At 76.6% G+C, this 15,269-nt stretch carries 12 protein-coding genes and 1 tRNA gene; 9 read left to right on the forward strand and 4 right to left on the reverse strand.

Features of this window, described 5'->3' with window-relative positions:
• Window positions 1–918, forward strand: a 918-nt coding sequence (locus ACFUEL_RS19495; RefSeq protein WP_380237606.1) for an RNA polymerase sigma factor, incomplete at its 5' end; no start/stop codon positions are given.
• 264 nt (window positions 919–1,182) lie between these two features.
• A complete protein-coding gene (locus ACFUEL_RS19500) occupies window positions 1,183–1,755 on the forward strand; it encodes a DUF6193 family natural product biosynthesis protein (protein WP_380237607.1) in 573 nt (190 codons plus the stop codon).
• A gap of 102 nt (window positions 1,756–1,857) precedes the next feature.
• Here the strand turns inward: ACFUEL_RS19500 and ACFUEL_RS19505 are convergent, their stop codons facing one another.
• Entirely contained in the window at window positions 1,858–3,048 is a 1,191-nt protein-coding gene (locus ACFUEL_RS19505; protein ID WP_380237608.1) for a DUF2510 domain-containing protein, read from the reverse strand.
• Window positions 3,049–3,289: 241 nt separating this feature from the next.
• Here ACFUEL_RS19505 and ACFUEL_RS19510 point away from each other — a divergent pair, with 241 nt between their 5' ends.
• Window positions 3,290–4,054: a gamma-glutamyl-gamma-aminobutyrate hydrolase family protein gene (locus tag ACFUEL_RS19510; RefSeq protein WP_380237610.1), complete on the forward strand. Its 765-nt coding sequence runs from the start codon at window positions 3,290–3,292 to the stop codon at window positions 4,052–4,054.
• A gap of 84 nt (window positions 4,055–4,138) precedes the next feature.
• Here ACFUEL_RS19510 and chrA read toward each other — a convergent pair whose 3' ends face one another.
• Window positions 4,139–5,389 carry a chromate efflux transporter gene (gene chrA / locus ACFUEL_RS19515; RefSeq protein ID WP_380237611.1) on the reverse strand — a complete coding sequence of 417 codons (1,251 nt, stop codon included), beginning with the start codon at window positions 5,387–5,389 and terminating at the stop codon, window positions 4,139–4,141.
• A 190-nt stretch (window positions 5,390–5,579) separates the two neighbouring features.
• Here chrA and ACFUEL_RS19520 point away from each other — a divergent pair, with 190 nt between their 5' ends.
• From ACFUEL_RS19520 to ACFUEL_RS19535, 4 genes are all read left to right on the forward strand, one after another.
• On the forward strand, window positions 5,580–6,668 hold the full coding sequence (locus tag ACFUEL_RS19520; RefSeq protein ID WP_380237612.1) for a cation diffusion facilitator family transporter: 1,089 nt from the start codon (window positions 5,580–5,582) through the stop codon (window positions 6,666–6,668).
• 135 nt (window positions 6,669–6,803) lie between these two features.
• Window positions 6,804–7,706, forward strand: a complete 903-nt coding sequence (locus ACFUEL_RS19525; RefSeq protein ID WP_380237619.1) for a 5'-3' exonuclease H3TH domain-containing protein — start codon at window positions 6,804–6,806, stop codon at window positions 7,704–7,706.
• A gap of 65 nt (window positions 7,707–7,771) precedes the next feature.
• Window positions 7,772–7,848 (forward strand) — tRNA-Pro (locus tag ACFUEL_RS19530).
• Entirely contained in the window at window positions 7,848–10,112 is a 2,265-nt protein-coding gene (locus ACFUEL_RS19535) for a hypothetical protein (RefSeq protein WP_380237614.1), read from the forward strand. The genes ACFUEL_RS19530 and ACFUEL_RS19535 overlap by 1 nt, the downstream gene beginning before the upstream one ends.
• A 109-nt stretch (window positions 10,113–10,221) precedes the next feature.
• Here ACFUEL_RS19535 and ACFUEL_RS19540 read toward each other — a convergent pair whose 3' ends face one another.
• Window positions 10,222–10,632, reverse strand: coding sequence for a tautomerase family protein (locus ACFUEL_RS19540; protein WP_380237615.1), 411 nt, complete (start codon window positions 10,630–10,632; stop codon window positions 10,222–10,224).
• 98 nt (window positions 10,633–10,730) lie between these two features.
• On the opposite strand from ACFUEL_RS19540, the gene ACFUEL_RS19545 reads away from it, so the two are divergent.
• Window positions 10,731–11,072 carry an ArsR/SmtB family transcription factor gene (locus ACFUEL_RS19545; RefSeq protein WP_380237616.1) on the forward strand — a complete coding sequence of 114 codons (342 nt, stop codon included), beginning with the start codon at window positions 10,731–10,733 and terminating at the stop codon, window positions 11,070–11,072.
• A 54-nt stretch (window positions 11,073–11,126) separates the two neighbouring features.
• Here the strand turns inward: ACFUEL_RS19545 and ACFUEL_RS19550 are convergent, their stop codons facing one another.
• On the reverse strand, window positions 11,127–11,804 hold the full coding sequence (locus ACFUEL_RS19550) for a LuxR C-terminal-related transcriptional regulator (protein WP_380237617.1): 678 nt from the start codon (window positions 11,802–11,804) through the stop codon (window positions 11,127–11,129).
• 366 nt (window positions 11,805–12,170) lie between these two features.
• Between ACFUEL_RS19550 and ACFUEL_RS19555 the strand changes: the two genes are divergently transcribed.
• On the forward strand, window positions 12,171–15,146 hold the full coding sequence (locus tag ACFUEL_RS19555; RefSeq protein WP_380237618.1) for a BTAD domain-containing putative transcriptional regulator: 2,976 nt from the start codon (window positions 12,171–12,173) through the stop codon (window positions 15,144–15,146).
• Window positions 15,147–15,269 lie beyond the last annotated feature (123 nt).

Below are 15,269 nucleotides of genomic sequence, written 5' to 3' on the forward strand. Positions count from 1 at the left end.
GTGGAGGAGGAGCCGCGGCCCGGTCCGGTGCCGGACACCGACGACTCGCTGCGGCTGTACTTCCTGTGCGCGCACCCGTCGCTGACGCCGTCCTCGGCGGTGGCGCTGACGCTGCGCGCGGTCGGCGGGCTGACCACCCGGCAGATCGCCGCCGCGTACCTGGTGCCGGAGGCGACCATGGCGCAGCGGATCAGCCGGGCCAAGCGGACCGTCTCGGGCGTGCGGCTGGACCGGCCGGGGGACGTGGCGACAGTGCTGCGGGTGCTGTACCTGGTCTTCAACGAGGGCTACTCGGGGGACGTCGACCTGGCGGCAGAGGCGATCCGGCTGACCCGGCAGCTGGCGGCCCGGATCGACCACCCCGAGGTGTCCGGCCTGCTGGCGCTGATGCTGCTGCACCACGCCCGCCGGGCCGGGCGGACCGCGCCGGACGGCGGCCTGGTGCCGCTGGCCGAGCAGGACCGCACCCTGTGGGACACCGCCGCGATCACCGAGGGCGTCGCCGTGCTGCGGGCGGCGCTGGCCCGCGACCGGCTCGGCGAGTTCCAGGCCCAGGCGGCGATCGCCGCCCTGCACGCGGACGCGCCGACGGCCGCCGAGACGGACTGGGTGCAGATCGTCGAGTGGTACGACGAGTTGGCCGCGCTGACCGGCAACCCGGTGGTGCGCCTCAACCGGGCGGTCGCCGTCGGCGAGGCGGACGGCCCCCGCGCGGGCCTGGCCGCGCTCGCCGAGCTGGACGGCTCGCTCCCCCGCCACACCGCCGCCCGGGCCTACCTGCACGAGCGGGCCGGCGAGCTGCCGACCGCCGCCGAGCTGTACGCGCGGGCCGCCCGCGAAGCCGTCACGGCGGCCGAGCGGGACCACCTCGTCCGGCAGGCCGCCCGGCTCAACACGCTGCTGCGCGAAGGGGGTTGAGCCGGCCGGGGCGAACCCGGAAGGAACGGGGCCGCCGTACCGCATACTGTGCGGATGGATCTCGAGGCGGTCACCGGCGGGGACACGTGGGTCGGAGGGGCGCTCGAAGAGGTGCTGAGGCGGACGGCGGACGGCCTCGGGGTCGTCCTGCCCGAGCCGGACGGCACGCCTTCGACACCCGTGAGGTACGGCGAGGAGGGGCCGGGCCGACAGGTGGTGGTGTATCCGCCCCACGCGCGGAGCACGGGCTCGTGGGGGAGGTCGGTGTATCCGCCCGGCGAGCAGTGCGGGGGCTTCTGGGTGGCCCTGGAGAGCCACGGCGTGACCGTGGCCGGCGGGTGGATCACGGAGCCGGCCGAAGTGGTCGGGGCGGCGGCGGCCTGGCTGGGCGGTGCGGGGCTGGCGGAGACCAGGCTCCGGGCTCCGTGCGTCGAGTTCCGCCCGTGGGCCCTGGCGCACGAGCGGGAGCCGTTCGGCGCGGTCGAGTTGGCCTGGCACGTCATGCTCGACCGCTTCCACACCTCGGGCTGGGGCCGGACCCCTCGCACCAACGCGCTGTTGGTGGCGGCGTACGCCCGGCCGGCGCTCCGCGCGCTGACGCCGATCAGCAGCCACTTCAACGTGTGGTTCTCCACCCTCATCGTGCCTTCTGAGAAGCGGCAGGTCGGGTTCGGCCTCTGGGAGGGGGTGGTCGGGTACGGCCTGTTCCCGCACGACGAGGGGATGTACGGGGTGCGGCGCCGGGGCGGGGAGCTGGTCGCGCGCACCGGGACGCCGGAGGAGGCCGTCGACCTCGTGGTGGCCGCCCTCCCGGAGGGGCTCGGGGCGGTGGGCTGACGCCGGGGGCGGGGGCACGGCCGCGGCCCGGTGCGCCGTCCCCTCCCACCCAGGGGGAACGGCGCACCGGGCCGCGGTTGCCGCGTCCGGTCGCCCGGCCGGTCAGGTGGTGGTGCCGCCGGTGCCGCCGAAGGAGCTGGGGTCGGCCTTGGTGATGCTCTTCAGGATGCTGTCCATCTGGTCCAGGCCGGGCGCCTTGTCGGCGATGTCGAAGCCGAAGTGGACGGCGGTCAGCGCCTTGCCGTCGGCGGTCGGGAAGACCACCGTCTCCACGTATCCCGGGTTGCCCTTGGCCGCGTCGACCTTCCAGCGCACCAGGTAGCCGTCGCGTCCGGCCACCGTGACGGCCTCGCTCTTCAGCTCCTGGTGGCCGTTCAGGTCGCCGTACGCCTGCTTCGCAGCGTCCGCGATGTCGGCCTGCGCGGCCTGCTTGGCGTCGGTGCCCTTGAGCCGGCTGGTGGAGACGCCGCCCAGCGAGCAGTTCTCCGAGCCGTCGACGCAGGTGTAGCTGCCGGTGTAGATGCCCGCGTAGCCGTCCGGGTCGGTGCCGCCCTCCCAGCCGCTCGGGATCGGCAGCGCGATGCCGTTGACCATGTCGACGGCGGTGGTGGAGCTCTTCCCGCTGCCCTTGCCGCCCTGGCCCTGGCCACCGCTGCCACCGCTGCCGCCGCTGCCGCCGTTGCCCTGGCCGTTCTTGCCGCTGCCGCCACCGCTGTTGCCGTTGCCGTTGCCGTTGCCGAAGCCGAACGGGTCGCTGGGGGTGCTGCCGCTGCCGCCCTCGCCACCGCCGTTGCCGCCGTTGCCACCGTTGCCGAAGCCGCCGAAGCCGCCCCCGCCGCGGCGTCCGTCGTTGCTCGACGCGGTGGTGGACCTGGTCTTGTCGTGGCGGCCGTCCATCACCAGGTAGGTGACGCCGGAGCCGATCACCAGGCCGAGCACGGCGGCGACCGAGGCGGCGACCAGCACCGGCTTCGGCGGCCGGGTGCGGGCCGGCTTCGACCCGTACTGCCCGGCGTACGGGGGCAGCGGGGGGTACTGCACGCTCTGCCCGGAGGCGTCCAGGACGGTGCCCTCCAGGACGGCGGTGTCCTCCGTCCCGGGCGCGGGCGCGGGTGCCCCGGGCGCGGGCGCCTCGGGTGCGGGGGCGCCGGGCGCGGTGGGGGCGGCGTCCGCGGGTGCCGGGCGGGTCTCGGCGGTCCAGCCCTTGCCGTCCCACCAGCGCTGGGGGCGGGGGTCGCTGTCGGTGTCGACGGGGTCCGGGTACCACCCGGCCGGAATCTGCTGCTCGCTCACGGTAGAGACCCTAGGGGGCGGCGGATAAACGGGAAATCAGCGCGGGGGCTCGAACGGGGGTCCGGCGATGAGATTCCGGTGAGAATCGCCCGATCGCCCTCGTCCGCCCCCCGTCCGCCCCCGTCCGCCCCCTCCTCGGGCACCCCGGGGGGCGCGCGCTGTGCTCCACGCGCCTGAAGGGGCGCACGAGGGGGGTGGGTCGCACGGCGGGGGAGTGCGACCGCACGGCAGAATGCGCGCCATGACCTCTCGCCCCGTGATCGGCATCAGCACCTTTCTCAACGACGCCGCCTGGGGGCGGTGGGACCGGATGCGTTCGGTGCTGCTCCCCGTGCGCTACCCCGAACTGGTGCGCGAGGCCGGCGGGATCGCCGTGATGCTGCCGCCGGACGCGCCGGAGCACGCGGCGGCCGTGGTGGCCCGGCTGGACGGCCTGGTGATCGCGGGCGGCGAGGACGTCGACCCGGCCCTGTACGGTGAGCGCGCCCACCCGCTGACGGTGGCCGGCGCCCCCGAGCGCGATCTGTGGGAGGCGGCGCTGATCCGCGCCGCGCTCGCCGCCGGCACCCCGCTGCTGGGGATCTGCCGGGGCATGCAGCTGCTGAACGTGGTGTGCGGCGGCTCGCTGGTCCAGCACCTCCCGGACGTGGTCGGCGAGGAGCTGAGCCACATCGGCGAGCCCGGCGAGTACGGCCGGCACGCGGTCCGCCCGGTGCCGGGCACCCTGCTCGCGGACCTGCTGCCGGAGGAGTCGGTGCTCGTCCCGACCTTCCACCACCAGGCGGTGGCCCGCCTCGGCGAGGGCCTGACCGTCAGCGCGTACGCCGCGGACGGCACCGTCGAGGCGATCGAGGGCGCGGGCTTCACCGTCGGCGTCCAGTGGCACCCCGAGCAGGGCGAGGACCTGCGGGTGGCCCGCGCCCTGGTCCACGCGACCCGGCTGGCCCCGCTCACCGCCCCGAACGCCCCGAACGCCCCGGCGGACGTCGTCCTGCCGAGCTTCTGAGCTCCACGGACAGCACCGGCGGGGCGGGGCGGCGCGGGGCGGGGCGGCGCGGGGCGGGGCGGGGCGGCAGCGCGGGTCCCGCCGTCACGGCAGTGCGAGCCCGGCCGCGGCGGCCAGCACGCCGAGGCCGGCCGCGCCGAGCAGGCAGGCGACCACGCCCCGGCGCAGCACCAGCAGCCAGAGCGCGGCCAGCGCCAGCACCCCGTACTGCCAGGGGCGGCCGAGGGCGAGGGCGAGCGGGAGGGCGGAGCCGGCGATGGCGCCGATGACGGCGGGGCCGGCGCCGGTGAGGAAGTCCTGCACGGCGGTGTTGGCGCGCAGCCGGTCGAAGTGGGCGGCGCCGAACAGCACGAACAGGAAGGACGGGGCGAAGGCCACCGCGGGGGCGAGCAGTCCGCCGAGCAGGCCGGCGGCCGCGTAGCCGACCACCGCGACGGTCTGCACGACCGGGCCGGGGGTGATCTGGCCGAGGGCGACGGCGTTGAGGAACTGGCCGTCGGTCATCCAGTGGTAGCGCTCGACGGCGTCCTGCTGCATCAGCGGGATGATCACGAAGCCGCCACCGTAGGACAGCGCCCCGACCTTGAGCGCGACCCAGGCGAGCGCGCCGAGCCCGCCGGTCGCGGCGAGTCCGGGGGCCAGCAGCGGCAGCAGCGCCCGGGGGGCGGGCGGGGCGGGCGGGCCCTCGTCCGGTCGGCCGAGCGGGTCGTCCCCCGTACGGCTGGTTCGGCCGCCGCCTGCCGGGGCGGCGCGGCCGCGGCGGCGGAAGGCGATCTCGGCGGCGCCGGTGGCCAGCAGGACCAGGACCAGCCAGGGGCCGGTGAGGACCGCGGCGGCCGCGCCGAGCAGCAGGTAGCCGCCCCAGCGGAGCCGGGCCGGGCCTGGTCCGGAGCGGCGCAGGCTGGGCGGGAGCAGGGTGCCGGCGGCCTGGGCGGCGACGGCGGCGACCGCGCTGCCCGCGCCCGCGGCGGCGCCGAGCACCCAGCGCGGCGGGTGCCCGGTCAGGAACAGCGCGGACAGCAGCAGGATCAGCGCCAACCCGGGCAGGATGAACGCCGCGCCGCCGACCAGGGCCCCGGCGGTGCCGCGCAGCCGCCAGGCGGTGAGGATCGCCAGCTGGGTGGAGGCCGGGCCGGGCAGCAGGTTGGTGGCGGCGATGCCGTCCTCGAACTCGCCCGCGGCGATCCAGCCGCGGCGTTCCACGCAGAGCCGGCGCAGCAGCAGGATGTGCGCGGGCGGGCCGCCGAAGCCGAGGACGCCGATCCGGCCCCACTCCCGGGCGATCACCGCGAGCGGCACCCGCTCCGCCGCCCGCTCCCCCGTCTGCTCCGCCATCCGGTTCCGCTCCCCTGGCCGACTGCCGACTGCCGCGCGGACCGCGCGGATGCGGGGCGCACCCTATCCGACCCGGGTGGCGCGGCGGAGAACGCCGGCGGAGAACGACAACGGTCACCACTGCCGCCTTTGGATCTTCGTCCGTTCTGGGGTTCACTGCCGGTACGGGCAGCAGAGCGGAGGGACCCCGATGGCCGGGCACGACCACGACCACGAGCACGGGCAGGAGCACGGGCACGGGCACGGGCAGGAGCACGGGCACGGGCACGGAGCGTCCGGCGGGCACAGCCACGCGGTCTCGGCGGACGCGGACCGCAAGTGGCTGTGGAGCGCGCTGGTCCTGCTGCTGGTGTTCATGGCGGGCGAGGTGGTGGTCGGTTTCGCGGCCCGTTCGCTGGCGCTGATCTCGGACGCGGCGCACATGCTGACCGACGCGGCCTCGATCGCGCTGGCCCTGGTGGCGATGCGGCTAGCTGCGCGTCCGGCGCGCGGCGGCTACACGTACGGGCTGAAGCGGGCCGAGATCCTCTCCGCGCAGGCGAACGGGGTGACGCTGCTGGTGCTGTCGGCCTGGCTGGGCTACGAGGCGGTGACCAGGCTGGTCCACCCGCCGGAAGTACGGGGTTCGCTGGTGCTGGTGACGGCGCTGGTGGGCGTGGTGGTGAACGTCGCGGCGACCTGGTGCATGTCGAAGGCCAACCGGTCCTCGCTGAACGTGGAGGGCGCGTTCCAGCACGTGCTGACCGACCTGTACGCGTTCGTGGCGACGGCGGTGGCGGGTGCGGTGGTGCTGCTGACCGGGTTCGTCCGGGCGGACGCGATCGCCTCGCTGGTGGTGGTGGCGCTGATGCTGCGGGCCGGGACGGGGCTGGTCCGGGACTCCGCGCGGATCTTCCTGGAGGCCGCGCCGGCCGGGATCGACCCGGACGCGGTGGCGGACCGGATGGTGGCGGCGGCCCAGGTGGAGGAGGTCCACGACCTGCACATCTGGGAGATCACCTCCAACGAGCCGGCGCTGTCCGCGCACGTCCTGGTCGCCCCGGGGGGCGACTGCCACGCGGTGCGGCGCGAGCTCCAGCGCCGGCTGCGCGAGGAGTACCGGATCACCCACGCCACCCTGCAGGTCGACCACGTCGGCGAGGACGGCCCGGACGGGCTGCTGCAGATCGCGCCGCACGGCACCGTCGCGGCGGCCGGGGACGCGGCCGGGGACGCCGCCCGCGAGCACTGCGGCGACACCCACGGCCCGGTGCACCGCGCGGGGCCGCACCCGCACTGACGGCATCCGCACCCGTGCCCGTACCTGCACCCGCACCGGCACCCGCACCGGCGGTGTGACATCCGGGAGTTGTCGGCGGGATGCGGCATGATCGGAGGGGTGACCGCACCGACCGCCTCCGCCGCGCCCCGCCTGATGCTGCTGGACACCGCCAGCCTCTACTTCCGCGCCTACTTCGGCGTCCCGGATTCGCTCCGCTCCCCGCAGGGCGAGCCGGTGAACGCCGTGCGCGGCCTGCTGGACTTCATCTCCCGCCTGGTCCACGACCACCGCCCCGACCACCTGGTCGCCTGCATGGACGCCGACTGGCGCCCGCAGTGGCGGGTCGACCTGATCCCCACCTACAAGACGCACCGGGTCGCCGAGGCCGCCGCGGACGGCGCGGAGGAGGTGCCGGACGCGCTGGCCCCGCAGGTCCCGGTGATCGAGCAGGTCCTGGACGCGCTGGGCATCGCCCGGATCGGCGTCCCCGACTACGAGGCCGACGACGTGATCGGGACGTTGGCGACCCGCGCCACCGGCCCGGTCCAGATCGTCACCGGCGACCGTGACCTGTTCCAACTGGTCGACGACGCCCGTGCGGTGACGGTGCTGTACCCGGCGAAGGGCGTGGGCTCGGCGCTGGTGATGGACGACGCGGCGCTGCGCGAGAAGTACGGCGTGCCCGGTTCCGCGTACGCCGACCTGGCGGCGCTGCGGGGCGACGCCAGTGACGGGCTGCCCGGAGTGAAGGGCATCGGGGAGAAGACGGCGACCCAACTGGTGCAGGAGTACCGGGACTTGGCGGGCGTCCGGGCGGCGGCGGCCGATCCGGGCTCGAAGCTGACCCCGGCCCGGCGGCGCAACCTGCTGGAGGCGGCCCCGTACCTGGACGTGGCGCCGACGGTGGTGCGGGTCGCCCGGGACGTCCCGCTGCCCGCGTTCGAGCCGGAGCTGCCGCGGGCGGCGCGGGATCCGCAGGCACTGGAGCGGCTGGCCGGACGCTGGGGGCTGGGGTCGTCGCTGACCCGGCTGCTGGAGGTGCTTGCCGCGCGCTGAGGCCGGAGCCCGTCCCGGCAAAACGCGTTGCCCGCCCCGGGCCCGCTCCCTAGGGTGGCGGCCAGCGGCGTGCAGCTCAGACAGTCGGAGCACCGGACTCGGGATCCGGAGGGCGCGGGGGCAGGACCCGCCACGTCGGCCATGGACAAGAACGCTGACCAGCAGCAACCGACCGTCACCGTCGACCCCGGCTACGCCCACGGGCAGCTCGCCCGCACGTTCGCCACCGCGCTCTCCCACCCGGACGCCGCGACCCGCTCGCGGGCCGAGGACCGCCTCGACCGGTGGCGCGCGGTGCTGGCCGGGATGAAGGACGGCAGCCTGTGGATCGGCAGCCGGACCCCGGTGGCCGGCCTGCCCGCATGGGTCACCCCCGAGGTGCTGCACGGCGGCTTCGCCAGCGGCCGGGCGAGCGCCGAAGGGCCCCTGCAGCCGTACGAGTCGGAGGCGTGCCGGGCGGCGGGCCTCCCGGCGGACCGGGCCGCGCTGTTCGCCCACTCGCTCACCGAGGCCGGGCTGGCCGGGCTCTGGGAGCTGCTGGACAGCGGGCGCTACCGGGTGACGGTGCCGGAGGAGGCCGCGCTGCTCACGGTGGCCTGGCTGGTGCGGGCCGGCGAGCAGGACGCCGCCCTCGAACTGGTCGCCGTGCTGGCGCCGTTCGCCGCCCGGCTGCGCTTCACCCCGCCGGCCTGCGACCGCCCGGCCCCCCGGGCCGACGCCGTCCACCGGCGGAGCGTCGCGGACACCGTCGACACCCTGGAGCGGCGCGGTCCGAACCTCGCGCTGGAGACCCAGCGCGAGGCGCTGACGGTCTGGCTGCCGTTCTCCGACGAACTGCTCGCCCACTGGCTGGAGACCGCCGGGCCGGACGGCCGGGTGCTGCGGCACGACCCGGGCCCCGAGTGGCACCGGCGCGGGGCGGAACTCCTGCACCGCTACCGGCTGCTGGCCGCCGCGCACCCACTCTGCGGCAGGCACCGCAACCCGCGGAAGAACCTCGGCATCCTCCGCTCCGCCCTCGAACTGACGGTGGCGGGCGAGGAGTTGCCGCCCCGGCTGGCCGGGCTGCTGCGGTGCGCGGCCGAGTCGATGGTGCGCCGCCGCGGCCTGCCCGGCTCCGAGCGGCACACCGCGCTGCGCCGGGCCCAGGCCGAGCAGGCCGCGCTGCCCTCGCACCACGCGCTGGCCCGGCTGCTGCTGGCCCGGCTCGCCGGGCTGCCCCGGCACGACGGGCTGGCCGATCCGGCGGGCGTGCTCGCGCCGGCCGGCCCGGCCGAGGAGCGGCAGTACGGCGTCCCGGTCGGCACGGAGTTCCCGGCCCAGCTGCGCAGGCCGGTACTGGCCGCCACCAGCGCCCCGGTCGAGACCCTGATCGGCCTCGGCCTGGTGCCCTCGGCCGAAGTGCTGGCCGAGCTGGCACCGCAGTTGGCCGCGGCCGTGGCGGCGGACGCCTACCGGGACGGGGCCCTGGGCGCCCTGGCGGCGGCCAACCACCGCGCCTTCGCCGGGCGGCGCTCGCTCCTGCTGCTCGACTACGCGCACCAGGTGCGGGCCGAGGAGCTCCCCTGGGTGCGGGCCGCCGAGGCGCACCGGAGCGCGGGCGGGGGCGAACTCGCCCTGCTGCGGCGGCTGGGCGGCCTGGCGGTCGGCGCCTTCCCCGGCACCCTCCTGCCGAACCCGCTGGTGAGCGAGCTGGCGGCGCTGGGCCGCCGGGCCGATCTCGGCGCGCCGTTCGTGGAGGAGCTGGCGGCCGACATCTTCATGGGCGGCTTCACCCCGAAGTACCTCGCGGCCGCCGCGGTCGCCGCCGACCTGCTCCGGGGGACGCTGTACGAGCGGTACTACGGCATCGACTACGCGGCCGTCCGCGCCCTGTCGCACGACGAGCCGGCCGGCCGCCGCCGTTCCGCCGCCTCGGCCGGCTTCTCGGCCCTGTGCCGGAAGCGGGCGGGCCGCCCGGCCTCCTCCGGGTCGGTGGCCGGCAACGGCACGGTGATCGAGCAGGCGCAGATCCTCACCACCCACAACCTGGCCACCCTGGCCGGGCCGGTCGGCGTCGCCCCCGCCGACGGCTGGGACGCGCTCGCCCTGGGCGCGTTCGCGACCGCCGCCCGGCTGGTGGCCCGGGCCGAACAACTCCCGTACCCGCTGGCCGCGGTGAAGAACGCGGCCTACGCCTGGCGGCAGATGGTCTTCCACCTCTCGCTCTGCACGCCGGAGGGCCGCCGGGCGGTGCTCGACACGATCGCGGCGGAGCGTCCCGCCCGGCTGGCCCCGGCCGTGGCCGGGCTGGCGCTGGTCGCCGCCGGCGGGGAGTTCGAGACCGACGGCACCGCCGGGAACGGCACCGCGCGCCGCCTGCTCGGCTGGACGGTCGGCCCGCACTGGCTGCTCGGCCGCTCGTGACGCCCGCCCCTGCGGGCGGCGCTCCGGTGCCGCTCCGCAGGAGTTCGTGCAGGGGTGTCGGGAGTCCGGCCCGCGGCCACGGCGCGCACGACGGGCGTGCTGCGGCGGGTCACGGCTCGAGGCGGGCTCCCGCCACGGCACCCAGGTCGACCAGTTGCGCCCTGCCGTTGCCCACCGACCAGTTGTCGAGGGCGTTCTCGACGAGCGTGACGAACACGTCCTCGGGCCGCACGCCGGCGTCGGTCAGATTGGCCGCGATCCGCCGGTACAGGTCGAGCTTGAGCTCCCGGGGCCGACCCGCCACCAGGGTGATCTGGACGTAGACGACGTCCCGGCGGGCCACGTCGAGGTAGTCCGGGTCGAAGAGCAGCTCTTCGGGACCGTGCGGGGTGACGATCTGGAAGCGGTCGCCGGCCGGGATGCCGATGACGTCGACGAGGGCTCGGTGCACGCCGTCGGCGATGGCGCGTCGGGCGGCGAGCGGTCGGGCGGCGGACAGGTCGATGCGGACCAGGGGCATGGGAACGCTCGCTTTCCGGAAGGTCCGGGTACAGTGTTCGACGAGTATCGACCATAGCAGTGTATGGCGATCGTCGAACACTATGCAGAGGATCGACCGTGTCCGCCCGAACCCGCAGCCTCACCCACGTCCATCCGGCCGAGGTGCCGCTCCAGGACGCGCTCGACGCGGTCGGCGACCCCGTGCGACGCGCCATCCTCCGGGAGTTGGCCGGCGCCCCCGACTGGACCCGCGCCTGCGGCACGTTCGACCTTCCGGTGACCAAGGCGACGCGCAGCCACCACTTCGCCGTGCTGCGGGCCGCCGGCCTCGTCGAGCAGCGCGACGAGGGGCCGCGCCGGCTCAACCGGCTCCGCCGCCCCGAATTCGACCGGCGGTTCCCCGGTCTCCTCGATCTGGTCCTGGCCGAGCCCCCGGCGGACGGGTGCGGCTCCGCGTAGGTGCGCGCCGGGGCGTCGGATCCGGTCGGGCGGCCGAGGCGCGCAGGAGCGGATCTAGATGTAGCCCTCGCGCAGGGCGTAGGCCACCGCGTGGGCGCGGTTGCGGAGGTGGAAGCGGGTGGTGACGGTGTGGATGATGTTCTTGATCGTCCGCTCCGAGTAGAGGAGTTTGACGGCGATCTCCCCGGTGTCCATGCCGTCGGCGACCAGGCGCAGGACGTCGACCTCGCGGGGCTGCATGCCGTGCTCGGCGGGGCTGCCGTCCGGGCCGTCGGCGGTGCGGCGGCGGCCCATGCAGCCGATCAGCTTGCCGAGCAGGTCGGGCGGGAGGTCGCCGTGGCCGCGGACGGCGGTGCGGACGGCCTGGCGCAGGCGTTCGCCGGTGACCTCGCGGCGCCACAGGATGGCGGTGACGCCGAGGGAGACCACGTCCAGCAGTTCGGGCTCCTGGATCCGGTCCAGGACCAGGACCACGCGCGTCCGTTCGGTCCTGACCAGTCGGGTGAGGCCGGCCAGGGCGGCCTCGTCGAAGGTGTCGGCGACCAGCAGAGCCACGCCGCCGGTCTGCTGGTGCTCGTCGACCAGCGCTATCTCCGGGCACTGCCGGAGGTAGCTCAGCACTCCGGCCCGGGAGAGCGGGTCCGCGGCGTGGACGGCGACCGGAATCGGCCGGGTGGTCTGCGTCGGGATCGGTCGGGTCGTCGTACGGACGTCGTCGGCGTACTGGAGCACGGCGCTGGATTCCTTTCGTTGCGCTCGGCGGTGCGCCCACCGCCCCCCACAGGCGGCGGCGCACCGTCAGAACCGGTCGGCCGGCGTCGTCCGCACGCGACGCCGCCCCTCCTCCTCCGGCGGCCCGGCTGGCACCGCGGGAGTTCCCCACGTCCGTCGGAGGTTCGGCGGACGGGGTCCACGCTATCCGCCGCCGGTCAATAAAAGATTGACGGATGCGCATCTGCGCGAATGGTTCCCGTCGCGCGGGAGGTTTTTTCCTTTTCCGGTCCGCCGGGCGGTCGGGAAACAAGTCCGGCCCGGGGTGCTGGAATTGCACCCGCCCCGGCGCTGCGGTCGCCGAGACCGAACCGCTACCTTCTGACGGTGACGGAAATCGGAGAGCCCAGCGGAACGTCGGCCCCGGAACCGGACGGCGGGGAGCGGCTGCGGCTGTGCCTGCTCGGGCCGGTGCAGGCGTGGCGCGGGGAGCGCGAGTTGGAGCTCGGGCCGCCGCAGCAGCGGGCGCTGCTGACGGCGCTGGCGCTGCGGGCCCGCCGGATCGTGTCCGTCGACGAACTGCTCGACGCGCTGTGGGAGGAGCCGCCGGCCCGCGCCGCCGCCATCGTGCGCACCTACGTGTCGCGGCTGCGGCGGGTGCTGGAGCCGGACCGGGTGCTGGAGCCGGACCGGGTGCGCCCGTCGGTGCTGGTGTCCTCGGGCAGCGGCTACGTGCTGCGGCTCCCGGCGGACTGCGTGGACGCCGAGGTGTTCGAGGACCGGGTCTCGGCGGCGGGCCGGGCCCGCGCCCGGGGGGACGCGGGCGGGGCGCTCGGGCTGCTGCGGGAGGCGTGCGGGCTGTGGCACGGCGAGCCGCTGGCCGGGCTGCCGGGGCCGCTCGCCCAGGCGCACCGGGCCCGGCTGGTCGAGCGCCGACTGAACGCCGTCCGGGCGTGGCTGGAGGCCGAGTTGGAGACGGGGCGGCACGCGGAGGTGGTCGGCGAGCTGACCGTGTGGGTCAGCCAGTACCCGCTGCTGGAGCCGATGCGCGAGCTGCTGATGCTGGCGCTGTACCGGGGCGGTCGGCAGGCCGAGGCGCTGGGCGTGTACGCGGACGCCCGCCGCGCGCTGCTGGAGCAGTTGGGGGTGGATCCGGGGCCGCGGCTGCGCGAGCTGCACCTGGGCATCCTGTCGGGCGATCCGCGGCTGGCCGCGCCCGCGGTGCCGGTGCCGGTGCCGGTGCCGGTGCCGGTGTCGGCGGCGCCCGTGGCGGAGGCGAAGGCGGCGGAAGCGGCGGCGGAGGGGGGCGGTGCCGGACCGGCGGGGTACGCGCCCGTCCCGCCGGCCCAGCTGCCCGCCGACGTCTCCGACCACACCGGCCGGGAGGAGCTGTGCGCGGCGCTGCGCGCGGACCTGGCGCCCGGCGGCCCGGCGCTGCCGGTGGTGGGGGTGTCGGGCCTGGGCGGGGTGGGCAAGTCGACGCTCGCGGTGCACGTCGCGCACGCGGTGGGCGGGCAGTACCCGGACGGCCAGCTGTACGTGAACCTGCGGGGGGCGGGGGCGCTGCCCGCCGACCCGGGCGAGGTGCTGGCCAGTTTCCTGGGCGCGCTGGGCGTGGCCGACGCGGCGCTCCCGCAGGGGACGGCGGAGCGGGCCGCGCTGTTCCGGTCCCGGGTGGCGGGCCTGCGGGTGCTGATCGTGCTGGACGACGCCCGCGACAGCCGGCAGGTCGGGCCGCTACTGCCCGGCAGCCGCTCGTGCGCGGTGCTGGTGACCAGCCGGGCCTGGCTGTCGGGGCTGCCGATGACCCGGCAGGTCGCCCTGGAACCGCTGACGCCGCAGGAGTCGGTGCGGCTGCTGGCGGCGATCGCCGGGCCGGAGCGGGTGGCGGCGGAGCCGGCGGCGGCCCGGCAGCTGGTGGCGGCCTGCGGGTTCCTGCCGCTGGCGGTGCGGACGGCGGCGTCCCGGCTGGCGGCCCGTCCCGGCTGGCGGCTGGCGCACATGGCGGACCGGTTGGCCTCGGAGCGGCGGCGGCTGGCCGAGCTGGAGGCCGGGGAGCTGGCGGTCGCCGCGTCGTTCCGGCTCAGCTACGACCAGTTGGAGCCGGAGGCGGCCCGCGCGTTCCGGCTGCTGTCGCTGGCGGACGGGCCGGGGGTGTCCTCGGCGGCGGCCGCGGTGCTGCTGGGGCTGCCGGAGCCGGCGGCGGAGCGGCTGGCCGAGGCACTGACCGACCTGGGGCTGCTGTCCTGCCCGTTCCCGGGCCGCTACCAGTACCACGACCTGCTGCGGCTGTTCGCCCGCGAGCTGGTCCGGGAGGTGGACGGGGAGGCGGCCGGGCGGGCCGCCGTGGAGCGGCTGCTGCGGCACTACCTGGCGGCGCTGGCCGACCTGTACCGGGTGGTGCGGCCCGGCTACCCGTTCCCGGACCTGGTGGCGGCGGGGGCCGCCGGGCCGGGGTTCGCCGGGGCGGCCGAGGGGCTGCGCTGGGCCAGGCAGGAGGTGCCCGCGGTGCTGGCGGTCGCCGGGCAGGCCGTCCGGGACCCGGACGGCCCGCTGGCGGTGGTGGCGGACCTGACGCTGCTGCTGGTCCAGCTGATCGACCTGGGCGCGGCCGTTCCGGAGCTGTGCGAGCTGGCCGGGCGGGTGGCCGGGGCCGCGGCGGCGGCGGGCCTGCCGGAGAGCGAGGCGCGGGCCCGGTACACGCTGATGTGGGCGCAGCGGGAGTTCCAGCGCACCCGGCAGGCCCGGTCCGAGGCGGTCCGGGTGGTGGCGCTGGCGCGGCGGACGGGGCAGGCGGCGCTGCTGCCCGGGGCGCTGGTGGTGCTGGCGCTGACCGGCCTGCCGCAGTGCACGGACGAGGAGGTCGCCGCCTGGTGCGAGGAGGCGGTCGGGTTGAGCGCCGAGTCGGGCAACCGGTCCGCGCACGCCTTCGTCGAGGGGATGGCGGCGCTGGCCGACCTGGCCGTGGACCGGCCGGAGTCGGCGCTGCGCCGGGCCGAGCGGGCGCTGGACGCCTTCCAGGGGCTCGGCGACTTCGTCGGCCAGGTGCACATGCGGTACGCCCGGGGGGCGGCGCTGCACGGGCTGGGCCGGTTCGAGGCGGCCTGCCGGGACTACGAGGAGTGCCTGGGGGCGCTGCGGGCGCTGGGTTCGCGGGACCGGATGCCGGGGGTGCTGGTGGCGCTGGCGGAGTCCTGCCGGGCCGCCGGGCGTCCGGAGCGGGCGCTGGAGGCGGCCGAGGAGGCGTTGGCGATCGCCGAGCGGGCCGGTCTGGAGCACCGCCGGGCGGACGCGTCGAGCGCCGTCGACCTGGCGCTGGCCGACCTCGGGGGGCCGGGCCGCGGCCGGGCCTGCCTGGCGTAGCCGGTGCCGGCTCCGACGCCGGAGCCGGAGCCGGAGCCGGAGGCGGAACCGGGGGAAGGCCGCCGCTCTCCGGGGACGTTTTCCCCGCAATTCCGTGATCTCTTCGAGATATTCCGCGCAGGG

This window comes from Kitasatospora sp. NPDC057198 (assembly GCF_042670125.1).
Taxonomy (GTDB): domain Bacteria; phylum Actinomycetota; class Actinomycetes; order Streptomycetales; family Streptomycetaceae; genus Kitasatospora.

Bases quoted from the DNA above. Each gene is read 5' to 3' on its own strand.
- ACFUEL_RS19510 (WP_380237610.1), top strand. From the start codon at position 3,290: ATGACCTCTCGCCCCGTGATCGGCATCAGCACCTTTCTCAACGACGCC.
- chrA (WP_380237611.1), bottom strand. From the start codon at position 5,389: ATGGCGGAGCAGACGGGGGAGCGGGCGGCGGAGCGGGTGCCGCTCGCG.
- ACFUEL_RS19520 (WP_380237612.1), top strand. From the start codon at position 5,580: ATGGCCGGGCACGACCACGACCACGAGCACGGGCAGGAGCACGGGCAC.
- ACFUEL_RS19525 (WP_380237619.1), top strand. From the start codon at position 6,804: ATGCTGCTGGACACCGCCAGCCTCTACTTCCGCGCCTACTTCGGCGTC.
- ACFUEL_RS19535 (WP_380237614.1), top strand. From the start codon at position 7,848: ATGGACAAGAACGCTGACCAGCAGCAACCGACCGTCACCGTCGACCCC.
- ACFUEL_RS19540 (WP_380237615.1), bottom strand. From the start codon at position 10,632: ATGCCCCTGGTCCGCATCGACCTGTCCGCCGCCCGACCGCTCGCCGCC.